The following is a 20,879-nucleotide window of genomic DNA, read 5'->3' as shown; positions in this document are numbered from 1 at the left end:
GGCGGCCCATGCTGACGAGGATCATCGACCTCTCGCTCCGCCACCGCTGGCTGGTGCTCGCGACCTGGGGCGCGATCGCGATCGCGGGGCTGCTGTCGTTCCGCGCGCTGCCCATGGACGCGTTCCCGGACACGACCCCGGTCCAGGTCCAGGTGAACACCGTCGCGCCCGCGCTCGCGCCGCTCGAGGTCGAGCGCCAGCTCACGATCCCGCTCGAGCAGGCGCTCGCGGGGCTTCCGAAGGTGGACGAGCTCAGGTCCATCTCCAAGTTCGGCCTCTCGCAGATCACGCTGCAGTTCGCGGACGGGACCGATCTCTGGTTCGCCCGCCAGCAGATCTCCGAGCGCCTCGCGCGCGTCGAGCTGCCCGCCGGGATCGAGCGGCCGGCGCTCGGACCGGTCGCGACCGGCCTCGGCGAGGTCTTCCACTACCTGCTGAAGGGCGAGGGGAAGTCGCTCGAGGAGCTCCGCACCGTCCACGACTGGATCGTCGCGCCGCAGCTCCGGAGCGTGCCCGGGGTGGCGGAGGTGAACGCCTGGGGCGGGAACGAGAAGCAGTGGCACGTGGTCGTGGACCCGCGGCGGCTCCAGAAGTTCGAGCTCGCGCTCGGCGACGTCTACCAGGCGCTGGAGCGGAACAACGCCAACGTGGGCGGGGGCGTCCTCGAGCGCGGCGGCACCGGGCGGCTCGTGCTCGGCATCGGCGCGCTCGGCAGCGGCGACGCCGTCGCGGACGTGGTGATCGCCGCGCGGGACGGGGTGCCGGTGCGCATCCGCGACGTCGCGCACGTCGAGGTCGGGCACGAGATCCGGCGCGCCGCGGTGACCGCGGACGGCCGCGGCGAGGCGGTGCTCGGCCTCGGCTTCATGCTCATCGGCGAGAACAGCGGGACCGTGACGAAGGCGCTCGCGGCGCGGCTCTCCGAGCTCCAGGCATCGCTCCCCCCCGGCATCACGGCCGAGCCGGTCTACGAGCGGACGGACCTCGTGGAGCACGTGCTCCGCACCGTGCGGAACAACCTGTTCGAGGGCGCGATCCTGGTGGTGGCCGTGCTGTTCGCGTTCCTCGGCAACTTCCGCGCCGGCCTCGTCGTCGCGAGCGCGATCCCGCTCTCGCTGCTGTTCGCCTTCAACGGCATGCTCCGGTTCGGCATCGCGGGAACGCTCATGTCCCTCGGCGCGATCGACTTCGGCCTGGTGGTGGACAGCTCCGTCATCCTGGTGGAGAACGCCGAGCGCCGGCTGGGCGCCAGCGCGGGGAGGCGCAGCGTCCTCGAGGTGGTGCGCGACGCCTCGGTCGAGGTCCGCAAGCCCACGCTGTTCGGCGAGCTCGTGATCGCCCTCGTGTACCTGCCGATCCTCACGCTCGAGGGGATCGAGGGGAAGATGTTCCGCCCCATGGCGCTCACCGTGGTGCTCGCGCTGCTCGGCTCGGTCCTGCTCTCGATGACGCTCGCCCCGGTCCTGGCGTCCTTCGCGCTGCGCGGGGGAGCCCGTCCCGAGCCGCGGCTGGTGCGCTGGCTGAAGCGCGGCTACGACCCGGTGCTGGGGTGGGTCCTGGCCCACGCGCGGTGGGTGGTGGGCGGCGCCGCCGCGCTCCTCGTCCTCGCCGGCGCCGGCGCCTCGAGGCTGGGGAGCGAGTTCATCCCCCGCCTGTCGGAGGGGACCGTCGTCGTCAACCTGGTACGCCTGGCGGAGGTCTCGCTGGCAGAGTCGGTGCGAACGGGCACGCAGGTCGAGAAGGTGCTGCTCGCGAAGTTCCCGGACGAGGTGGATCGCATCTGGTCGCGGACGGGCACGCCCGAGGTCGCCACGGATCCGATGGGGGTCGAGCTCACCGACGTGTTCGTGACCTTGAAGCCGCGCGAAGGCTGGACGCGCGCCTCCACGCAGGCGGAGCTGGTCGCCGCGATGCAGGCGGAGCTCGAGGACCTGCCCGGCATGCGCAAGTCCTTCCTCCAGCCCATCGAGATGCGCGTGAACGAGCTGGTCGCGGGCGTGCGCAGCGACGTCGGCGTGAAGCTGTTCGGCGACGACCTCGAGCTCCTGCGCGCGAAGGCCCGCGAGATCGAGGCGGTGCTCCGCGGCCTGCCGGGCGCCGCGGACGTCACGCTCGAGCAGGTCACCGGTCAGCCCGTCCTAGAGATCACGGTCGATCCGGACGCGATCGGGCGGTACGGCATCGCGACCCGCGACGTCCTCGACGTGGTGGAGGCCGTCGGCGTCCGCCAGGTCGGAGAGGTCCGCGAGGGCGACCGGCGGTTCGACCTCGGCGTCCGGCTGTCCGAGGAGTTCCGCGACCCGGCGGCGCTCGGGTCGGTCCTCGTCGCCGGCGCGGACGGCGCGCGGATCCCGCTCCGAGACTTGGCGCGGATCGCGGAGCGGTCCGGCCCGACGACGATCCAGCGCGAGTGGGGCAAGCGCCGCGTGGTGGTCCAGGCGAACGTCCGGGGGCGGGATCTCGGCGGCTTCGTGGAGGCCGCCCGGAGCGCGATCGCCGCGCAGGTGGAGCTCCCGGCCGGCTACTTCGTCCGGTTCGGCGGGCAGTTCACCCACCTCGAGCGGGCCCGGACCCGCCTGCTCGTCGTCGTCCCGCTGGCGCTCGCCCTGGTGTTCCTCCTCGTGCACCTGTCGAGCGGCCGCCTCGCCGACACCTTGCGGATCTTCAGCGGCGTCCCGTTCGCGCTGGTCGGCGGCGTGGCCGCCCTGCTCGCGCGCGGCCTGCCCTTCTCCATCTCGGCGGCGGTGGGCTTCGTGGCGCTGTTCGGCGTCGCCGTGCTGAACGGGCTCGTGCTGGTCTCGCGCGTGCGGCAGCTCCTCGATCGCGGCCTGGCGCCGTCGCAGGCGATCCGGGAGGCCGCTCTCTCGCGGCTCCGCCCGGTGCTCATGACCGCCTCGGTCGCGTCGCTCGGGTTCGTGCCCATGGCGCTCGCCACCGGGCCGGGCGCGGAGGTGCAGCGCCCGCTCGCGACCGTGGTCATCGGCGGGGTCCTCTCGTCCACGGCGCTCACGCTCCTGGTCCTGCCGGTGCTGTTCACGCGGCTCCGGGCGACCGGCGCCGGGCCTGGCGAGGCCGTCGAGGAGGGCGCGAGCGCCGGGGGACCCGAGCCGGCGCGCGATCCCGCGCCGCCGCGCGCCGCGGCCATGCCGCGGGGGGACGCATGACCCCGGCCACCCTCGCAGCCACGCTCCTCCTGGCGACCGCCGGCGCCGATGCCCTGACCTCGGAGCGTGCGGTGGCGCTCGCGCTCGAGCGCAACCCCGAGCTCGCGGCGCTGGCCGCCGAGGCGCGCGCCGCGGAGGCGCGGCTGGAAGGGGCCCGCGCCCCGCTGCCGTCCAATCCGGAGCTCTCGGCCGCGCTCGGGCCGCGGCGGTCCGGCGGCGAGCGCACCACCGACGTCGAGCTCGGGCTGTCGCAGCGCCTCGAGATCTTCGGCGAGCGGAGCGCGCGCATCGACGTCGCCGCCGGCGAGCGCGACGCCGCGTCGGCGCGCCTGGCCGCGCGGCGCGTCGAGCTCGCGGCCTCCGCCCGGGAGGCTCACGCCCGCGCCCTCGCGGCGGAACGCCTGGCCGCGCTGGCGCGCGAGGAGCTCGCGGTCGCGCGCGAGGCCGCGCGGGCCGCGGAGCGGCGGGCGGAGCTCGGGAGCGCCTCGCGCCTCGAGGTGAACGCGGCCCGCGGGGAGGTCGGGCGAGCGGCCCGGGCCGTCGGGACGACCGCGAGCCGCTTGGCCGCGGCGCAGGCGGCGCTGCGGACCCTGCTCGCGGCGGAGCCGGGGGAAGGCCTCCCGCTCGCGGGCGAGCTGCCGCGTCCCTCGGACGTCCGCCCGGCGGACGGCGAGGCGCTCGTGCGCGCCGCGGCCGAGCGGCGGGGCGACGTGGCCGCCGCGCGCCGCTCGCTCGCGGCGGCAGAGGCCGAGCAGCGCCTGGCCCGCCGCGAGGCGCTCCCTTCCCCGGTGCTGGGCGCCCGCTACGCGCGCGAGGAGCGTGCCGACGTGCTCCTCGGAACCCTCTCGTTCGAGCTGCCCCTGTTCGACCGCAACCAGGCCGGCCGCGGCGCCGCCTCCGCACGGGCGGCCCGCGCCGGGGTCGAGCTCGCCGCGGCGACCCGGCGCGCCGGGGAGGAGGTGCAGCTCGCGCTGGCGCGGCTCCGGGCGGCCACCGAGGCGGCCAGCGCCTTCGACGACGGCGCGGTCTCCGGCGCGGAGGAGAACCTCGCGCTTTCCACGCGCGCCTACGAGGCGGGCAAGATCGGCCTCGCCGACCTCCTCCTCATGCGGCGGAGCGCGGTCGAGGCGAGGCGCGATCACGTCGAGGCGCTCGAGGAGCTCGCCGCGGCCGAGGCCGCCCTGGCCCGGGCCGCCGGGTCCGAGCGGCTCGTCACCCGGGACGGCAGGTGACCGCCGCCTGCGCGTGCTGCCGGGCATCGGCCTGGTCTCGGCGCGCGGCGCTGGCGCGGCCTGGCCCGCGTGACGAGAGTTGCTGCACGCATGCCCCCGCTGCTCCTGGTGATCGCCGCCCATCCGGACGACGAGACGATCGGCGCGGCGAGCCTGCTCCTCCGCCACCGGGCGGCCGTCGTCCACGTGACGGACGGTGCGCCGCGGGATCCCGCGCTGCGGGCGGGCGGCGCCGCGAACGGCCGCGAGGCCTACGCCCGGCTCCGCCGCGACGAGGCGCTCGCCGCGCTCGCCGAGGCGAGCCTCCGCGCCGCGGACGTCATCGGGCTGGGCGTGGTGGACCAGGAGGCGAGCGAGGCCATCGCCGCCGTGGCGAGGGAGCTGGCGGCGCTGGTCCGGTCGCTCCGGCCCCGCCTCGTGGTGACGCACGCGTTCGAGGGCGGCCACCCGGATCACGACGCGACCGCGCTGGCGGTGCGCTCGGCGCGGGCGCTGCTGGCGCGGACGCCGGGCGGCGCCCCGGCGCTCGCGGAGATGACGAGCTACCACCGGGGCCCGGACGGCGCGGTCGTCACCGGCACGTTCCTGCCCTCGCGCGCCGCCGAGCGCGTCCGCTGGCTCGAGCCCGACGCCCGGGAGGCGAAGCGCCGGATGCTCGCGGCGTACGCGAGCCAGCGCGAGACGCTGGCGGCGTTCGGGGCGGACGTCGAGCGGTTCCGGTCGGCGCCGCCGCTCGACCCCGGCCGGCGCCCGCACCCGGGCGCGCTGCACTACGAGGCGATGGGCTGGGGAACCTTCGGCGCGCTCGCGGCGCACGCGCGCCGGGCGGCCGCCGCGCTCGGCCTCGGGGAGGCCGCGTGGCGCTGACGATCCTCGGGGTCTCGTATGCGCTCGCGCCGCCGGTCGGCCCCGACGCGATCGGCGGTGCCGAGCAGGTGCTGGCGCTCGTCGCCGGCGCGCTCGCGCGCCGCGGCCACCGCTCGATCGTGGTCGCGCCGCGCGGCTCCGACGTCGCCGGGCGGCTCGTCGCGACGGAGGCGCCGCCCGGCCCGTTCGACGCCGGCGCTCGCGCGCGCGCCGAGCAGGTGCACCGCGACGCGGTCCAGCGCGCGCTCGCCGCGGAGCGGGTCGATCTCGTCCACCTGCACGGCCTCGGCTTCGGGGCGATGCTCCCGGTGGGCCCGCCGCCGGTGGTCGCGCTCCACCTCCACCCCGCCTGTTATCCCGAGGCGGCGCTCCGGGCCGGCGCGCCGCTCGTGTGCGTCTCGGAGTCGCAGGCGCGCGCGCTGCCCGAGGGCGTCCGCGCGCACGAGGTGATCCCGAACGGCGTCCCGCTCGACGCCTACCGGCCGGGCGGCGACCGCGGCGCGTTCGCGCTGGTGCTGGCGCGGATCTGCCCGGAGAAGGGCGTCGCGCCGGCCCTCGCGGCCGCGCGCGCGGCCGGGCTGCCGCTGCTCGTCGGCGGGATCGCGTTCCCGTACCCCGAGCACCTCCGCTACCTGGAGGAGGAGGTGAAGCCGCTCCTCGATCGCGACCGGCGCCTGCTCGGCCCCGTCGGCCGCGCCGAGAAGGCCCTCCTGCTCCGCGCGGCGCGGTGCGTGGTCGTCCCGAGCCTGGCGCCGGAGACCTCGTCGCTCGTGGCCATGGAGGCGCTCGCCTCGGGCACGCCGGTGGTGGCGCGGCGGATCGGCGCGCTGCCGGAGATCGTCGAGGACGGGCGCACCGGGTTCCTGGTGGACCGGGACGACGAGCTCGGACCGGCCATGCGCGACGCCGCGCGCCTGTCGGCCGCCGACTGCCGGGCCGCGGCCGAGCGCCGGTTCTCGGCGGCGGTGAGCGGTGGGAGATGGGTGGCGCTCGTCGAGCGGCTCGCGCGGCGCCCGCGGCCCCGCGCGACGCGGCTCGAGACGGTGGCCGGCGCCGGGGCGCTGGAGGCGCTGCGCGGCGAGTGGTCCGCGCTGTGCGATCGCGCCGCGGCCACGCCGTTCCAGCGGCCCGAGTGGCTGCTGCCCTGGTGCCGTGCGTTCGGGGTCGCGAGCCCGCGGGCGGTCGTGGCCCGCCGCGCCGGGCGGCTGGTCGCGCTCGCTCCGCTCGTGCAGTACGAGGACGCAGGCCGGCGGATGGTCACGCTGCTCGGGTCCGGTCTCTCCGACTACCAGGACGCGGTGGTGGACCCCGGCGACGGTCCGGACGGCGCGGCGCTCGTCGGCGCGCTGCTGGGCGCCGCGGCGGGCGCGGACGCGCTGCTCCTCGAGCACCTCCCTGACCGGTCCCCGCTGCGGGCTGCGCTGGGACAGTGGCGAGGCGCCGGCGCGGCGGCGCCCGACGGCGTCTGCCCGGTGCTGGCGCTCCCGGCGGATCCGGACGCGCTCGACCGGAGCCTCGCGCCGCGCCTCGCGGAGAACGTGCGGTATGGCCGGCGCCGCCTCGCGCGCGCCGGGGCGACCTTCACCACGGCGGGCCCCGGGGATCTCGAACGCCACCTCGAGGCGCTGTTCTCGCTGCACGCGGCGCGCTGGGGCGCGCGCGGGGAGCGCGGCGTGCTCGCGGGCGACGCGATCCGCCGCTTCCACCTCGAGGCTGCGCGCGGCCTGCTCGCGCGCGGGCTGCTGCGGCTGCACGTGCTGTGGGTCGGCGGCCGCCCCGCGGCGGCGTTCCACGGCTTCGTCGATGGTGACCGCGCCTACTACTACGTCGGCGGCTTCGACCCCGCGCACCGCGCCGCGAGCCCGGGCGCCGTGATCGTCGCGCACGCGGCCGCGTCGGCCATCGCCGAGGGCGCCCGGGAGCTGGACTTCCTCCGCGGCCCCGAGCCCTACAAGCACGCGTGGGGCGCCCGCGACCGGCCGGCATGGCGGGCCGTGCTGCCGGTGCCGCGCCGCTGGAGCGCGCGCGCCGGACCGGCGGCGGCCCGCGTGCCCAGCCTCTGAGCGGCCGGGGGCGCCGCGCGCGGAGCCCGGCGCACGTGCACGTCTCGACCCCCGGCCCCGTCGCGGGCCCACCGCTCGTCCCGCCCGGATGGTAGCGTCCGCAGCGAGAAGGTGGACGCCGCGGCGCCCGCGGCCCGGAGGATCCATGGCGGAGGCCACGAACGGAGGCGCGGTGATCGCGGCGGCGCTGCAGCGCGCCGGTGTGGGCCACCTCTTCACGCTGTGCGGCGGCCACATCTCGCCCATCCTCGTGGAGTGCAAGCGGCGCGGGCTTCGCGTGGTGGACGCGCGCGACGAGGCGAACGCGGTGTTCGCGGCCGACGCCATGGCGCGCCTCACCGGCCGGCCCGGCGTGGCCGCGGTCACGGCGGGCCCCGGCGTCACGAACGCCGTCACCGCGCTCGAGAACGCGCGGCTCGCGCAGTCGCCGGTGGTGCTCCTCGGCGGCGCGACCGCGACGCTGCTCCGCGGCCGCGGCGCGCTGCAGGACATCGACCAGCTCGCCCTCATGCGCCCCATCGCCAAGTGGGCCACGCGCGTCACCACCGTCGGCGGGCTGCGCCCCACGCTCGAGCGCGCGCTCGCGCTGGCGCGCGGCGGCGTGCCGGGGCCGGTGTTCGTCGAGGTCCCGGTGGACCTGCTCTACGACGAGGCGCTCGTCCGCGACCTGTACCGGCGCGAGTCGGGCGCCGACCGGGTGAGCGGCGTCGCCGGCACGGCGCTGCGGCTCTACCTGGAGGCGCACCTCGCGCGGCAGTTCCGGGCGCCCGCGCTGCCCTCGCTCGAGGACCTCCCGGCGCGGATCGCGGAGCGGATCGACCTGCGGCGAGGCACGTCGGGACGCGTCGAGCGGATCGCCGAGCGGCTCTCGCGCGCGGAGCGTCCGGTGCTGATCCTCGGCAGCCAGGCGCTGGCGGGCTGCGAGGACCCTGAACGCCTCGCCGCCGCGGTGCGCGCGCTCGGCGTGCCGGTCTACCTCGGCGGCATGGCGCGCGGCCTGCTCGGCCGGCGCGACGCCCTCCAGTTCCGCCACGCGCGCGGGCGCGCGCTCAAGGAGGCGGACGTCGTCGTCGTGGCCGGGTTCCCGTTCGACTTCCGCCTCGGCTACGGCCGCGGCTTCGGGCGCGGCGCGTTCATCGCGGCGGCGAACCTCTCCGCGGCCGAGCTCCGCAAGAACCGCAGCCCCGACGTCGCGGTGGAGATGCACCCCGGGGAGCTCCTGGTGGCGCTGGCCGCGAAGGCGGGCAAGCCGCAGGCACGGGACGCCTGGTTCGGCGCGCTCCGCGAGCGCGAGGCCGCGCGGGACCGCGAGATCGCCGCCGGCGCGGAGGCGACCGGCGAGCTCGTCAACCCGCTGCGCTTCCTGCTCCGGCTCGAGGAGAAGATGGCCGAGGACGCGGCGCTGGTGGTGGACGGCGGTGACTTCGTCGCGACGGCCGCCTACACGCTCCGCCCGCGCGCGCCGCTCGCCTGGCTCGACCCGGGCGTCTTCGGGACGCTCGGCGTCGGCGGCGGGTTCGCGACCGCGGCCGCGCTCGCCCGGCCCGGGCGCGAGGTGTGGCTGCTCTACGGCGACGGCTCGTGCGCCTACAGCCTCGCCGAGTTCGACACGTTCGCGCGCCACGGCCTCGCGCCCATCGCCGTGATCGGCAACGACGGCTCGTGGCAGCAGATCGCGCGGGAGCAGGTGGACATGCTGGGCGACGACGTCGGGACGGTGCTCTCGCGCTGCGACTACCACCGCGTCGCCGAGGGCTACGGCGGCGTCGGGCTGCTGCTGACCGAGGACGCCGGGATCGACGAGACCCTCGACCGCGCGCGGGAGGCGGCGCGCGCCGGCCGGCCGGTCTGCATCAACGTCCACCTGCGCCGGAGCGAGTTCCGGAAGGGCTCGATCTCGATGTGAGGGGGGCCGGGGGCGTCCTCACGCACCCCTGCCGCACCCGTCGCGCCCGCTGTTGCGCCTGTTCGAGGAGGCACGCTCCACCTGGGTTCACGGGCAGTGTCAGACGCGCGTGCGACGATTCGCGCATGGACGCCGCTCCCTTCGCTGGCCTCGGGGCCGCGGACCTGCCGGGCACCGCCGCGGCGGAGCGCGCGTCCCTGCCGCTTCGCGAGCTGGTTCCGTTCAGTCGCGCGGACCTGGACCGCTGGTTCCGGGGTGGCGAGCCGGAGGCCGACGAGCTCGAGCGAGTGCTGGCGCGGGCGTCGCGGGGGCGCGGCGCGATCGACCTCGCCGTCGCCGAGGGGCTGGCGGCGCTCCGCCGCGGCCAGCGGCTCGCGTCCCTCGGGTTCCACCTCGACGACTACGCGCGCGAGGTCCTCGGGATCGGGAAGCGCGCGGCGGAGGGCCTGGCGCGGCTGGGGACGGAGCTGCCCGCACGCCCGCGGCTGCGCGAGGCGCTGCGGTCGGGGCGGGTGGGGCTCCGCGCGGCGGAGACGGTGCTCGCGGTGGCGACCGGCGACGCGGAGGCGTTCTGGGTGGAGCGCGCGGCGCGGCAGACGGTGCGGGAGCTGGAGGACGGGGTCAGGCGGGCGGGGCGCGCCGGCCCGGAGGACGCCGGCCTCGAGGACGGCGACGACGCCTGGGTGACGCTGCGCACGCAGCTGCCCGAGCACGAGCGGCTCGTCGTGGACGCCGCGCTCGAGGCCGCGGGGCGGAACATGCCGGGCTCGACCCGGTCCGAGCGGCTGGAGGCGCTGGCGCAGGAGTACCTGGCGGAGTTCTCGACGGACGGGGATCACGACGGGGCTCGCCCACTGGGGCCGGAGCTGCGACTGTCGCCGGCGGGCGAGCGGTCGCGCCGCGCGGCGCTCGAGGCCGAGCCGGAGCGCTGGCCGCTGCTCCCGCCGGTGGAGGACTGGCCGGCGCCGGACGTGCGCTTCGACGAGGGCGCGTCGGCGCAGGAGATCGACCGGACGCTGCGCGAGCTCGCGGCGGCGCGCTCCACCCTGGAGGACGTCATCGGCGACTGCGCGTACGCGATCCGCCGGAGCGGCATGCACCTGCGCCTGGGATTCGCCACGTTCCGCCACTACGTGGAGGAGCGGCTGCGCTTGCCGCCGCGCGCGGTGGAGCAGCGCGCCGAGCACGAGGAGCGGCTGGCGCGGTCGGCCGGGCTCCGCGAGGCGCGGCGGCAGAAGGTCTCCTACGAGCGGCGCCGGATCCTGGCGCGGCTTCCCGAGGACGAGATCGCGTCCTGGATCCCGCGGGCGAAGGCGATGACCTGCGTGGCGCTCCGGCGCGCGGTCGACGGCGAGCGGGAGCGGCAGCTGCGTGCGCAGCGGAAGGTCTCGGTCCCGCTGCCCCGCCGGGTGGCGGTGCTCCTCGCGGCCGCGCTCGAGACGGTCCGGAAGCGCGTGGGACGGCTCGTGCCGGCCGGATCGTGCCTCGCCATCCTGGGCGCGCACTTCCTGGGGCAGTGGGGGGACGTGCTGAAGCGCTCGCCGAGCCGCGCGCAGCGCGTGCGGGAGCGCGACCTGGGCTGGTGCCAGGTCCCGGGCTGCAGCCACCGCGCGGCCCACGCGCACCACGTGCTGTTCCGCTCGCACGGCGGCGGGGACGAGGCGGAGAACCAGGTGGCGCTCTGCGCCTTCCACCACCTCCGCTGCGTCCACGGCGGCCACCTGACCGTCTTCGGGCGCGCGCCGGACGGGCTCACCTGGCTGCTCGACGGCGCGCCATTCCGCGGGATGGCGGAGGGGTGAGCGGGCCTGCGAAGGCCATCAGCGGATTCGCATCGGAATCTTGACCCAGAACGCGGTCGGGCGGCCCGCCGCATCGCGGCCGGGGGTCCAGCGGCATCCGGTCAACGATCGCCACACCGCGCAGGCGAGCTCCGGCTCGATGCCGTCCGTGAGCATCTGGAACCCCGCGAGCCGGCCGTCGGCCAGGACCGCGAACTGGACGATCCAATCGCGCGGCCCGCGAAGGCCGGACGGTATCCGGAAGGCCCTCAGGAAGCACAGGTCGGGCGTCACCCTCGGCGGCTCGTCGCCAGCCTCGCGCCAGCGGATGTCGACGCCGGCCGGGATCGCCGCGGCTGCCTCGAGGTCGCAACGCGGTGCCGGGGAGGAAGGCGCGGGGGACGAGGCCGAGTGGGAGCACGCGAGGGCGAGCGCCAGCGCGGGGAGGAGCAGCCTGGGCATGTCCCCAGCACATCACGCGCGGTGCAGGGTCGTCCACCCCGGCGGCGGACCTACCGCTCCGGGTATCCAGCGTCAGCGGTCGGTGCACCGCGTCCGCGGCCCGGCTATGGAGCCTCGACCTCGAAAGGAGCGGGACCATGCGAAAGCTGATCGTGGGCGCGTTCACGACGCTGGACGGCGTGGTCCAGGCACCGGGCGGTCCGGACGAGGATCGAGACGGCGGGTTCCAGCACGGCGGCTGGCTGGTGCCGTACTTCGACGAGACGTTCGGCCGGCTCATGGCCGAGTGGACGAAGCGCGCCGGCGCCTTCGTGCTGGGACGCAAGACCTACGAGATGTTCGCCGCCTCCTGGCCGAACGCGACCGACCCGGCCGACGAGGCGGCGGCGGCGCTCAACGGCCGGCCGAAGTACGTGGCGTCGCGGACGCTCACCGAGCTGCGCTGGCACGACTCGCACCTGCTGGGCGACGACGTGGCGGGGGAGGTCGCGAGGCTGAAGGCGAATGACGGCGGGGAGCTCCAGGTGCACGGCAGCTTCGACCTGCTGCAGACCCTGCTCCGCCATGACCTCGTGGACGCGCTGCGCATCTGGCAGTTCCCGGTCGTGCTCGGCACGGGCAAGCGGCTGTTCGGCGACGGCACCCTTCCGCTCGCGTTCCGGCGGGTCGAGACGCAGCAGACCGCGCCCGGCGCGGTGCTGCACGTCTACGAGCGGGCGGGGCGGCTGCGCTACGGCGAGGTGGAGGTGGGCCAGGAGACGCGCCACTTCGAGGCGCCGCAGCCTCCGGGGGCGCGGCGCTGACGGCGGGCGTCGGCGCCCTGGAAGCACTCGGGTCGCGCCGGCGCAGCGAGGCCTCCAGCTCGTCCACCGCTTCAGCATCCATGGCACACCCTCCGGTGCCGGCGAGGCGCCTCAGCTCATCTTCTCGAGGAGGGCGAGGAGGCTCGCCTGCTCCGCCGCGCCGAGCCGCCCCAGCCGATCGCTGTACGCCCGGGAGAGCAGCGCCTTGCCCTGGGCCGAGGCCTTGCGCCCGGCCGGCGTCACCACCAGCCGGTGCCGCCGCAGGTCGGCGGAGTCGATCTCCCGGCGCAGGAGGGCGGCGGCCTCGAGCCGCTTCACGTACACGGTCACGCTGGGCTTCGGCATGCACGGGGTGGCCGCGCGCTCCGCCGGATACGGGTGCTGCTCCACCTCACCGAGGACGAACAGCTCCTTCGGCTCGAGCCCGATCGCCGCGATGCCGGGCGCCGCGGCGGTGATCACCGACGCGTGAGCGTTCATCGGGCTGCAGATCGAGTACTCGCTGCTCGAGCGCACCGTGGAGCAGGAGCTGGTGCCGATGGCGCTCGAGCTCGGCCTCGGGATCACCCCCTGGTCGCCGCTCAAGAGCGGCGTGCTGAGCGGCAAGTACACGCGGCGCAACGCCGGCCAGGTGCAGGCGGGCAGGGCCGCGTTCATCGAGGGGGTCCTGAACGAGCGGACCTACGCCGTGGTGGACGCGCTCGAGGCCGTCGCCCGGGCGCACGACTCGACCGTGGCACGCGTGGCGCTGGCCTGGGTGCGGCAGCGGCCCGGTGTGACCTCGACCATCATCGGCGCGCGCCGGTGGGAGCAGCTCGAGGACAACCTCTCGTCGCTGAACGTCGAGCTCACCGCCGAGGATCGCGCTCGGCTCGACGCGCTCACCCAGCCGGCGTTCGGCTTCCGCAGAGCATGCAGCCCATCTTCCCGGCATCCACAACGGCGGGACCACCGTCGACGGCGTGTTCGCGCCGCCGTCGCCCTTCGGCCTCGTGAAGGGGGACCACCCGTACTGATGGGCGGCGCGGACGCCCTGCCACGATGCCGCGCCCATCCGGGGGCGCGGCGCGGGCGCGCACGGCCGGTCGCCGGCGCTCGACGCGACCCGGCGACGAGGATCTGGCCTCGCCCGGCCTCCGCACCCTAAGCTCGGGGGCGGGGGACGGGATGACCGAGGCCGCAGCCGGGGACCCGACAGCCAGCGCCGCGCGCTCGGACGAGCCGGACCTGGCGCGGCTGTACCCGTGGTTCTCGCGGGCCGACTACGACGCGCTGCTCGCCACGCAGCAGCACAGCCCGGCGACGCGCGCGTGGTGGCAGGCCGAGGGCGCCGACGGCGGGGAGCCCACGCTCGAGCAGGCGGCGCGGGGGCTGTACCTCTCCCTCGTGCAGGCGCGGCCGTGCTGGTGGCTCCCGGATCACGAGGACGGCACGCCACCGACGCGCGCCGAGATCGACGTCGCGGTGAGCGCGCGCCTGTCCGCGAAGCGGGGCCTCGCCGATCGCGCACCGAACCCGGGATCTCCGGAGGACCTCGCGGAGCTGGAGCGGTTCCACGCGAGCCTGCGGAGGCGCGGCATCCCGCCGGAGGCGCTCCGCCCCTGGTACCGCGACGCGTACGCGGCCTTCCTGGCCGTGGCGGGCGGGGACGCGACGTCCTGACGCGCGCCGGTCGGGCGCCGGTCAGTCCGGGACGGCGCGGCGCCGGGGCCGCGGCCGGCGGGCGGGCGCCAGGCCCTGTACGCGCCGCCACTGCGCCGGCGTCCGGCCGTGCACGCGGCGGAACTGGCGGATGAAGTGCGTCACGTCGGCGTAGCCCACCTGCCCCGCGATCGCCTCCACGGATCCGCCGGTGGCGCGCAGGCGAAGGCGGGCCTCGGCCATGCGCTGCGCGAGGATCCACTCCCCCACGGTCCGCCCGGTCTCGCTCCGCACCACGGTGGCGACGTGCGCCGGCGTCCGCCCCACCGCCCGCGCCACGTCGGACAGCGACAGCGGGCGGAGCGCGCTCCCCTCCACGAACGCGAGCGCCCGGCGCGCCAGGCTCGATCCCTCGGTCCGGGGGTGCAGCGTGGCCGCGCTGGCGCGGACCAGCTCGAGCAGGACGAGGCGGAGCAGCGCGGCGAGCGCCTCGTCGCGCCCCTCGTCCCGGCTCGAGGCCTCCTCCTCGATGGCCCGCAGCCACCGCTCGATCCGCCGGCGCCGCGCCGGCGGCGGCCGGAGCACCGGGTGGCAGCCGCCGCGCACCTGCGAGAACAGCCGCAGCGAGTGGCCGGACTCCTCCGGCCAGAAGGCGAGCCCGTACCCCTCGGCGTCCTCGAAGTGCGCCCGCGAGTGCGCGTCGCCGGGCGGGATGACGTGGACGTCGCCGGGCCGCAGCTCGAGCGCGCCCGCGTGCTCGACCCGCGAGCGTCCCGCGGTGAGCAGCACCACGACGGCGTAGGCGTGTGCGAACCCGCCGCCGGCCCGCCGCGTCGCGGGGCCGGCCCGCCGCGCGTGCGCCTCGAGGCGCGTCACGCGCAGCGGCTCGCGGCCCTCCTCGAAGGCTTCGAGGTCCGATGGGCTCGGCGGGTCGATCGTCACGCGCGGCCTCCTCGGCCCGGCCCGGCGCGTGGAACCCGCTCCGGACGGGCGCCCGGACCCTACACCCTGCTCCGCCGCGAGCGCCGCCCCGCAAGGGCCGCAAACGCCTCGGGACCTGGATCGCGCCTTCGCGGGGCGTCATGTCGATCCGGCCCGGGCTCGTTCGTCGCCAGGCCAAACCACCGGAGGTGCCTGCCATGAAGTACCTGACGTTCATGCGAAGCTCCGAGTCGTACCGCGCCACGCTGCCGCCGCCCGCGCTCATGCAGGCCATGGGGCAGTTCGTCGAGCGCTCGTTCAAGGACGGCGTGCTCGTGGACACGGGCGGCCTGCTGCCCAGCAAGGAAGGGTTCCGGATCCGGCTGGCGAACGGCAAGCTCGCCGTGACCGACGGCCCGTTCTCCGAGGCGAAGGAGGTCATCGGCGGCTGGGCCGTCCTGAAGACCGCGACGCGCGCCGAGGCGCTGGCCGTCGCGACGGAGTTCATGGAGCTCCACCGGAAGCACTGGCCCGGGTTCGAGGGGGAGTGCGAGGTGCGGCCGATCGAGGAGTACGAGCCCGCGCCGTAGCGCCGCCCCGAAATCGCCCGTAAATCCGGGGAGGTGAATTCCCCCTCCCCTGCGTCAGCCCCTTCCAGTACAAGGTGCCATGGCGGCAGACGCGACGAAGGGCCCTCCCGGCGGCGGGGAGGGTGAGGTCCATGCTGGCTCGGGGCCCGGTCCGTACCAGGACGAGATCGTCATCTCCTGGCCCGAGCTGCACCGCGACGCTCGCTACCTGTCGCGCGTGCTCCACGAGCTCGGCGACTGGAAGGGCATCATCGCCATCACGCGCGGCGGCCTCGTGCCGGCGGCGCTGGTGGCGCGCGAGCTCGACATCCGCCTCATCGACACCGTCTGCGTGGTCAGCTACGGCGCCGCCGAGACGGGCGGCGCGGAGGCGAAGCAGGGCGCGCTGCAGTGGCTGAAGACGGTCCCGGGGGACGGCGAGGGCTGGCTGCTCATCGACGACCTGGTGGACACGGGCCGGACCGCCGCCGCGGTGCGGGAGAAGCTGCCGAAGGCACACTTCGCCACGCTGTACGCGAAGCCGCTCGGCCGCCCGGTGGTGGACACGTTCGTGAAGGAGTTCCGCCAGGAGAAGTGGATCTACTTCCCGTGGGACATCGACTACCGGTTCGTCACGCCGATCCGCCAGCGGGGCGCGAAGGACTAGGGGCCCGACGTGAGCGTTCCGCGCCTCGAGCTGAGGCACGTCACCAAGCGCTACGGGGACGTCGTCGCGAACGACGACGTGGCGCTCTCCGTCGCGCCGGGGGAGATCCACGCCGTCCTGGGCGAGAACGGCGCCGGCAAGTCCACGCTCATGAAGGTCGTCTACGGCGCGGTGGCCCCCGACGCCGGCGAGATCCTCTGGGACGGGCGGCCGGCCGAGGTGCGCACCCCGCACGACGCGCGCGCGCTGGGCGTCGCGATGGTGTTCCAGCACTTCTCGCTGTTCGACTCGCTCACCGTCGCCGAGAACGTCTGGCTCGGGCTCTCGCGCAAGGTGGCGCTGCGCGACGTCACCGAGCGGATCCGCGCCAAGGCGGCGGAGTACGGCCTCGACGTGGACCCGCTCCGGCCGGTGCACGTGCTGTCGGTGGGCGAGCGCCAGCGCGTCGAGATCGTCCGCGCGCTGCTCGCCGACCCGCGGCTCCTCATCCTGGACGAGCCGACCGCGGTGCTCACGCCGCAGGCGGTGGACAAGCTGTTCGAGACGCTGCGCCAGGTGGCCGCGAACGGCTGCTCCATCCTCTACATCAGCCACAAGCTCGACGAGATCCTGGAGCTGTGCCACGCGTGCACGGTGCTGCGCGGCGGCCGGGTGGTCGCGACCTGCGATCCCACGCGGGAGAGCACCGCCAGCCTCTCGCGCATGATGATCGGCGCGGAGCCGCCGAGGCTGGAGCGGCGCGAGGCGAAGCTCGGCCCGGTCGCGCTCTCGGTCGAGCGGCTCGCCCTCCCCTGCCACGATCGGTTCGGCGTCGCGCTCGACGACGTGTCGCTCGAGGTCCACGGGGGCGAGATCGTCGGGATCGCCGGCGTGTCCGGCAACGGGCAGCAGGAGCTGCTCGCCGCGCTGTCCGGCGAGGACCCGCGCGCGGAGGCCGGCGCCATCCGGCTGTTCGGCGAGCCCATCGGCCGCACCGGCGCGGCCGGCCGCCGCCGCCGCGGGCTGCACTTCGTCCCGGAGGAGCGGCTCGGGCGCGGGGCGGTGCCGTCGCTCTCGCTCGCCACCAACATGCTCCTCACGCGGCAGGAGGCGCTGCGCGCGTTCGGCTGGATCGATCGCGCCGCGCTCCGCGACCAGGCGTCGGGCGTGCTGCGGCGCTACTGGGTCAAGGCGGCCGGCCCGGGCGCGGTGGCGCGGAGCCTGTCGGGCGGCAACCTCCAGAAGTACATCGTGGGGCGCGAGCTCGACGCGGTGCCGAAGGTGCTCGTGGTGGCGCAGCCGACCTGGGGCGTGGACGTCGGCGCGGCCGCGCAGATCCACGCCGAGCTGCTCCGCCTGCGCGACGCCGGCGCCGCGGTGCTGGTGGTCTCGGAGGAGCTGGAGGAGCTGTTCGCGCTGGCCGACCGGCTCCACGTCATCGCGAAGGGCCGCCTCTCGCCGCCGCTGCCCGCCGCCGACGCCACCGTCGAGCGCATCGGGGAGTGGATGAGCGGGCTGTGGGCCGGCGGCCCGGGCCGCCCGGAAGCCGTCGCCGGAGGGCCCGCGTGATCCGCCTCGACGTCCGCCCCACCCCGTCGCTCGCGATGAGCGTGCTGTCGCCGGTCATCGCGCTGAGCGTGACGGTCACGCTGGGCGGCCTGCTGTTCCTCGCGCTCGGCCAGGAGCCGGGGCGCGTGCTCTCGATGTTCCTGTTCGAGCCCTTCAACGGCGCGCGCGCGCTCACCGAGCTGGGCCTGAAGTGCACCCCGCTCATCCTCTGCGCGCTGGGGCTCGGGCTCTGCTTCCGCGCGAACGTGTGGAACATCGGCGCCGAGGGGCAGTTCCTGATGGGCGCCATCACCGGGGGCGGGCTCGCGCTGTGGGTGACGAACGCGCAGCTCGCGCTCTCGCCGTGGGCGTTCTTCCCGCTGGTGGTGGTGGCGGGCGCGGCCGGCGGCGCCGCCTGGGCGGGCATCGTGGCGCTGCTCCGGGATCGGTTCCACGCGAACGAGATCCTCGTCAGCCTGATGCTGGTGTACGTCGCGGACCTGCTGCTCTCCTGGCTCGTGTTCGGGCCGTGGAAGGACCCGCGCGGCTTCAACTTCCCGCAGACGGTGAACTTCTCGGCGGCCACCGAGCTCCCGCGCGTCGTGCCCGGCCTGCGGCTGCACTGGGGCTTCGCGTTCGCGCTGGTCGCGGCGGTCCTCATGTGGCTGTTCATGTTCCGGACCTACCGCGGCGTCCGGCTCCAGATCGGCGGCCCCGCGCCGGCCGCGGCGCGCTACGCCGGCTTCTCGGCGAGCGGCGCCATCTGGACGACGCTCCTCCTGTCGGGCGCGCTCGCCGGGATCGCCGGCGCCTTCGAGGCCGCGGGCCCGATGGGCCAGCTCACCCCCCACGTGGCGAGCGGCTACGGGTTCACCGCCGTCATCGTCGCGTTCGTGGGCAGGCTCCACCCCATCGGCGCGCTGCTCGGGAGCGTGGTGCTCTCGGCGCTCGTCATCGGCGGGCAGCTCGCGCAGTCGCGCGTCGGGCTGCCGGCGTCGGTGAGCGGCGTCTTTCAGGGCATCCTGCTGCTCTCGCTGCTCGCCTGCGACACGCTCATCCACCACCGGCTCCGGCTGGTCGGCTGGGGCCGGAGGACCGCGCCGTGAACGAGCTCGCCCTGCTCATCGCCGCGACGCTCGCGGCCGGGACGCCGCTCGCCATCGCCGGCCTGGGCCTGCTGCTGAACGAGCGCGCCGGCGTGGTCAACCTCGGCGCCGAGGGCATGCTGCTCGTGTCCGCCGTGGCCGGCTTCGCCGCCGCCCACGACGGCGGGAGCGAGTGGCTCGGCTTCCTGGCCGGCGCGGCCGGCGGCGCGGCGGTGGCCGCCGTGTTCGGCTGGCTGGTGGTGTGGCTCAACACCAACCAGTACGCGACCGGGCTCGCGGTCAGCCTGTTCGGCTCGGGCTTCTCGGCGTTCGTGGGCATCGGCTACGTGGGCAAGCAGCTCGGGGAGCAGCCGCCGCACCGCGTGCCGTTCCTCGCCGACCTGCCGTTCGTCGGGCCGGCGCTGTTCCGGCACCACCCCGTCGTCTACCTCGCCATCGCGCTCGTCGCGGCCGCCGCGTTCTTCCTGTACCGCACGCGCGCCGGGCTCCTCCTGCGCGCCATCGGCGAGTCACCGCAGTCCGCCCACGCGCTCGGGTACGGCGTCCGGCGCATCCGGTTCGCGGCGGTGGTGACGGGCGGCGCGCTGTGCGGGATCGCCGGCGCGTACCTGTCGGTGGTGTACACGCCGCTGTGGGTGGAGGGCATGGTCGCCGGCCGCGGGTGGATCGCGCTGGCGCTCACCGTGTTCGCCACCTGGCGGCCGGGGCGCATCCTCCTCGGCGCGTACCTGTTCGGCGGCGTGACCATGCTCCAGCTGCACCTCCAGGCGCGGGGCGTCCACGTGCCGAGCCAGTTCATGGCGATGCTGCCCTACGTCTCGACCGTCGTGGTCCTCGCGCTCATCTCCCGGAACCCGCTGTGGATCCGGCTCAACATGCCCGCCTCGCTGGGGAAGCCGTTCTTCCCCGGCGCCTGAAGCCGCACCCCGAAGCACCTGCAGTCATCCAGACCCTGACAGAGGGGGAGATCGACACCATGAATCGCTCGTTCACCCGCCGGATCGCGCTCGGCGCGCTGCTGCTCGGCGCGACGCTCGCCGCATGCTCCAAGAAGGAGGCGCCGCCCGCGCCTGCCGCCGCCCCCGCCCCGGCCAAGCCCGAGCCGCTCAAGGCGGCCTTCATCTACGTCGGCCCGGTCGGCGACGCCGGCTGGAGCTACTCGCACGACCTCGGCCGCCGCGCCGCGGTCGAGAAGTTCGGCGCCGACAAGGTCACCACCACGTTCGTCGAGAAGGTCCCCGAGGGCCCCGACGCCGAGCGCGTGCTCCGCGACCTCGTCGCGCAGGGCAACAAGCTCGTGTTCGCCACCTCGTTCGGCTTCATGGAGTCGATCGTGAAGGTGGCGAAGGACAACCCCGAGGTGCGCTTCGAGCACGCCACCGGCTACAAGACCTCCGACAACCTGCGCGTCTACGAGGCGAAGTTCTACGAGGGCGCCTACCTCGCCGGCGTGGTGGCCGGCAAGATGACGAAGACGAACACCCTCGGCTTCGTCGGCTCGTTCCCGATCCCCGAGGTGCTCCGCAACATCAACGCGTACACCCTCGGCGCGCAGAGCGTGAACCCGAAGGTGAAGACGCGGGTGGTGTGGGTGAACTCCTGGTTCGACCCGCCCAAGGAGACCGAGGCGGCCCAGTCGCTGCTGAACCAGGGCGCCGACGTGCTGCTGCAGAACACCGACTCCACCGCCGTCCTCCAGGCCGCCGAGCGCAACGGCAAGCTCGGCTTCGGCTGGGACAGCGACATGAGCGCGTTCGCGCCCAAGGCGCACCTCGGCTCCGTCGCGCTGAACTGGGCCGGCTACTACGAGAAGTCCTTCCGCGAGGCGAGCGACAAGACCTGGAAGCCCGAGGTGACGAAGTGGGGCGTGAAGGAGGGCATGATCGACTTCGTGAAGCCCGCCTCCTTCCTCCCGGCCGACGTGCAGCAGGCGCTCGAGACCGCGCGCGAGGGGCTGAAGACCGGCGCGGTCGCCGTCTTCAAGGGGCCGCTCGTCGACAACGCGGGCAAGGAGGTCCTCGCCAAGGACGTCGTCGCAGACGACGCCTGGAAGGGCGCCATCAACTTCTACGTGAAGGGCGTCGAGGGGAAGGTCCCCTCCGGCAACTAGCCGTCGCGTCGGAGCACCCCACGGCCGCGTCCGGCACCGCCGGGCGCGGCCGTTCCTTTT

Annotated in this window: 18 protein-coding genes; 15 read left to right on the top strand and 3 right to left on the bottom strand. The window is 75.7% G+C overall.

All coding sequences use genetic code 11. The features are described from left to right. Window positions 1–8 precede the first annotated feature (8 nt). The 6 genes from A2CP1_RS05380 (at window position 9) to A2CP1_RS05355 (ending at window position 11,034) form a co-directional block, all read left to right on the top strand. The gene (locus A2CP1_RS05380; RefSeq protein ID WP_012632422.1) at window positions 9–3,164 is read left to right on the top strand and encodes an efflux RND transporter permease subunit; all 3,156 of its coding nucleotides are present in this window, start codon (window positions 9–11) and stop codon (window positions 3,162–3,164) included. Beyond that, window positions 3,161–4,396, top strand: coding sequence for a TolC family protein (locus A2CP1_RS05375; RefSeq protein WP_012632421.1), 1,236 nt, complete (start codon window positions 3,161–3,163; stop codon window positions 4,394–4,396). Before A2CP1_RS05380 ends, A2CP1_RS05375 begins: the two co-directional genes overlap by 4 nt. A gap of 90 nt (window positions 4,397–4,486) precedes the next feature. Further along, window positions 4,487–5,263 (top strand): PIG-L deacetylase family protein, encoded by a 777-nt coding sequence (locus A2CP1_RS05370; protein ID WP_012632420.1) that lies wholly within the window; start codon window positions 4,487–4,489, stop codon window positions 5,261–5,263. After that, window positions 5,254–7,326 carry a GNAT family N-acetyltransferase gene (locus tag A2CP1_RS05365; RefSeq protein ID WP_012632419.1) on the top strand — a complete coding sequence of 691 codons (2,073 nt, stop codon included), beginning with the start codon at window positions 5,254–5,256 and terminating at the stop codon, window positions 7,324–7,326. Before A2CP1_RS05370 ends, A2CP1_RS05365 begins: the two co-directional genes overlap by 10 nt. 145 nt (window positions 7,327–7,471) lie before the next feature. Further along, entirely contained in the window at window positions 7,472–9,232 is a 1,761-nt protein-coding gene (locus tag A2CP1_RS05360; RefSeq protein ID WP_012632418.1) for a thiamine pyrophosphate-binding protein, read from the top strand. Window positions 9,233–9,357: 125 nt separating this feature from the next. After that, window positions 9,358–11,034, top strand: a complete 1,677-nt coding sequence (locus A2CP1_RS05355; RefSeq protein WP_012632417.1) for an HNH endonuclease signature motif containing protein — start codon at window positions 9,358–9,360, stop codon at window positions 11,032–11,034. Window positions 11,035–11,052: 18 nt separating this feature from the next. Here A2CP1_RS05355 and A2CP1_RS05350 read toward each other — a convergent pair whose 3' ends face one another. Continuing rightward, window positions 11,053–11,475 carry a hypothetical protein gene (locus A2CP1_RS05350; RefSeq protein ID WP_012632416.1) on the bottom strand — a complete coding sequence of 141 codons (423 nt, stop codon included), beginning with the start codon at window positions 11,473–11,475 and terminating at the stop codon, window positions 11,053–11,055. Between the two features lie 137 nt (window positions 11,476–11,612). Between A2CP1_RS05350 and A2CP1_RS05345 the strand changes: the two genes are divergently transcribed. Further along, window positions 11,613–12,278, top strand: coding sequence for a dihydrofolate reductase family protein (locus A2CP1_RS05345; RefSeq protein ID WP_012632415.1), 666 nt, complete (start codon window positions 11,613–11,615; stop codon window positions 12,276–12,278). A gap of 111 nt (window positions 12,279–12,389) precedes the next feature. Here the strand turns inward: A2CP1_RS05345 and A2CP1_RS05340 are convergent, their stop codons facing one another. Beyond that, window positions 12,390–12,794: a MarR family winged helix-turn-helix transcriptional regulator gene (locus A2CP1_RS05340; protein ID WP_245529988.1), complete on the bottom strand. Its 405-nt coding sequence runs from the start codon at window positions 12,792–12,794 to the stop codon at window positions 12,390–12,392. Window positions 12,795–12,816: 22 nt separating this feature from the next. Here A2CP1_RS05340 and A2CP1_RS05335 point away from each other — a divergent pair, with 22 nt between their 5' ends. After that, window positions 12,817–13,425, top strand: a complete 609-nt coding sequence (locus A2CP1_RS05335) for an aldo/keto reductase (protein ID WP_245529987.1) — start codon at window positions 12,817–12,819, stop codon at window positions 13,423–13,425. A 20-nt stretch (window positions 13,426–13,445) separates the two neighbouring features. Beyond that, window positions 13,446–13,940, top strand: a complete 495-nt coding sequence (locus A2CP1_RS05330; protein WP_012632413.1) for a hypothetical protein — start codon at window positions 13,446–13,448, stop codon at window positions 13,938–13,940. 21 nt (window positions 13,941–13,961) lie between these two features. Here the strand turns inward: A2CP1_RS05330 and A2CP1_RS05325 are convergent, their stop codons facing one another. Then, window positions 13,962–14,861, bottom strand: a complete 900-nt coding sequence (locus A2CP1_RS05325; protein ID WP_012632412.1) for a helix-turn-helix transcriptional regulator — start codon at window positions 14,859–14,861, stop codon at window positions 13,962–13,964. A 197-nt stretch (window positions 14,862–15,058) separates the two neighbouring features. On the opposite strand from A2CP1_RS05325, the gene A2CP1_RS05320 reads away from it, so the two are divergent. The 6 genes from A2CP1_RS05320 to A2CP1_RS05295 all read left to right on the top strand — a co-directional run bounded on the left by A2CP1_RS05320 (window position 15,059) and on the right by A2CP1_RS05295 (window position 20,819). Beyond that, window positions 15,059–15,430 carry a YciI family protein gene (locus tag A2CP1_RS05320; protein ID WP_012632411.1) on the top strand — a complete coding sequence of 124 codons (372 nt, stop codon included), beginning with the start codon at window positions 15,059–15,061 and terminating at the stop codon, window positions 15,428–15,430. A gap of 79 nt (window positions 15,431–15,509) precedes the next feature. Further along, complete coding sequence (gene gpt / locus A2CP1_RS05315) at window positions 15,510–16,076, top strand: xanthine phosphoribosyltransferase (protein ID WP_012632410.1); 567 nt, start codon at window positions 15,510–15,512, stop codon at window positions 16,074–16,076. 9 nt (window positions 16,077–16,085) lie between these two features. Beyond that, on the top strand, window positions 16,086–17,624 hold the full coding sequence (locus A2CP1_RS05310) for an ABC transporter ATP-binding protein (RefSeq protein ID WP_012632409.1): 1,539 nt from the start codon (window positions 16,086–16,088) through the stop codon (window positions 17,622–17,624). Beyond that, window positions 17,621–18,709, top strand: coding sequence for an ABC transporter permease (locus tag A2CP1_RS05305; RefSeq protein WP_012632408.1), 1,089 nt, complete (start codon window positions 17,621–17,623; stop codon window positions 18,707–18,709). The genes A2CP1_RS05310 and A2CP1_RS05305 overlap by 4 nt, the downstream gene beginning before the upstream one ends. Then, a complete protein-coding gene (locus A2CP1_RS05300) occupies window positions 18,706–19,626 on the top strand; it encodes an ABC transporter permease (RefSeq protein WP_012525122.1) in 921 nt (306 codons plus the stop codon). The genes A2CP1_RS05305 and A2CP1_RS05300 overlap by 4 nt, the downstream gene beginning before the upstream one ends. A gap of 59 nt (window positions 19,627–19,685) precedes the next feature. Further along, on the top strand, window positions 19,686–20,819 hold the full coding sequence (locus tag A2CP1_RS05295; RefSeq protein ID WP_012632407.1) for a BMP family ABC transporter substrate-binding protein: 1,134 nt from the start codon (window positions 19,686–19,688) through the stop codon (window positions 20,817–20,819). The last annotated feature ends 60 nt before the right edge of the window (window positions 20,820–20,879 follow it).

The sequence above is a fragment of the Anaeromyxobacter dehalogenans 2CP-1 genome, from assembly GCF_000022145.1.
Taxonomy (GTDB): Bacteria; Myxococcota; Myxococcia; order Myxococcales; family Anaeromyxobacteraceae; genus Anaeromyxobacter; species Anaeromyxobacter dehalogenans.
This window is presented reverse-complemented; position numbering and strand designations above follow the sequence as displayed.

Excerpts from the sequence above, each read along its gene's own strand:
- A2CP1_RS05380 (WP_012632422.1), top strand. The coding sequence starts at position 9 with ATGCTGACGAGGATCATCGACCTCTCGCTCCGCCACCGCTGGCTGGTG.
- A2CP1_RS05375 (WP_012632421.1), top strand. The coding sequence starts at position 3,161 with ATGACCCCGGCCACCCTCGCAGCCACGCTCCTCCTGGCGACCGCCGGC.
- A2CP1_RS05370 (WP_012632420.1), top strand. The coding sequence starts at position 4,487 with ATGCCCCCGCTGCTCCTGGTGATCGCCGCCCATCCGGACGACGAGACG.
- A2CP1_RS05360 (WP_012632418.1), top strand. The coding sequence starts at position 7,472 with ATGGCGGAGGCCACGAACGGAGGCGCGGTGATCGCGGCGGCGCTGCAG.
- A2CP1_RS05355 (WP_012632417.1), top strand. The coding sequence starts at position 9,358 with ATGGACGCCGCTCCCTTCGCTGGCCTCGGGGCCGCGGACCTGCCGGGC.
- A2CP1_RS05350 (WP_012632416.1), bottom strand. The coding sequence starts at position 11,475 with ATGCCCAGGCTGCTCCTCCCCGCGCTGGCGCTCGCCCTCGCGTGCTCC.
- A2CP1_RS05345 (WP_012632415.1), top strand. The coding sequence starts at position 11,613 with ATGCGAAAGCTGATCGTGGGCGCGTTCACGACGCTGGACGGCGTGGTC.
- A2CP1_RS05335 (WP_245529987.1), top strand. The coding sequence starts at position 12,817 with ATGGCGCTCGAGCTCGGCCTCGGGATCACCCCCTGGTCGCCGCTCAAG.
- A2CP1_RS05330 (WP_012632413.1), top strand. The coding sequence starts at position 13,446 with ATGACCGAGGCCGCAGCCGGGGACCCGACAGCCAGCGCCGCGCGCTCG.
- A2CP1_RS05320 (WP_012632411.1), top strand. The coding sequence starts at position 15,059 with ATGAAGTACCTGACGTTCATGCGAAGCTCCGAGTCGTACCGCGCCACG.
- gpt (WP_012632410.1), top strand. The coding sequence starts at position 15,510 with ATGGCGGCAGACGCGACGAAGGGCCCTCCCGGCGGCGGGGAGGGTGAG.
- A2CP1_RS05295 (WP_012632407.1), top strand. The coding sequence starts at position 19,686 with ATGAATCGCTCGTTCACCCGCCGGATCGCGCTCGGCGCGCTGCTGCTC.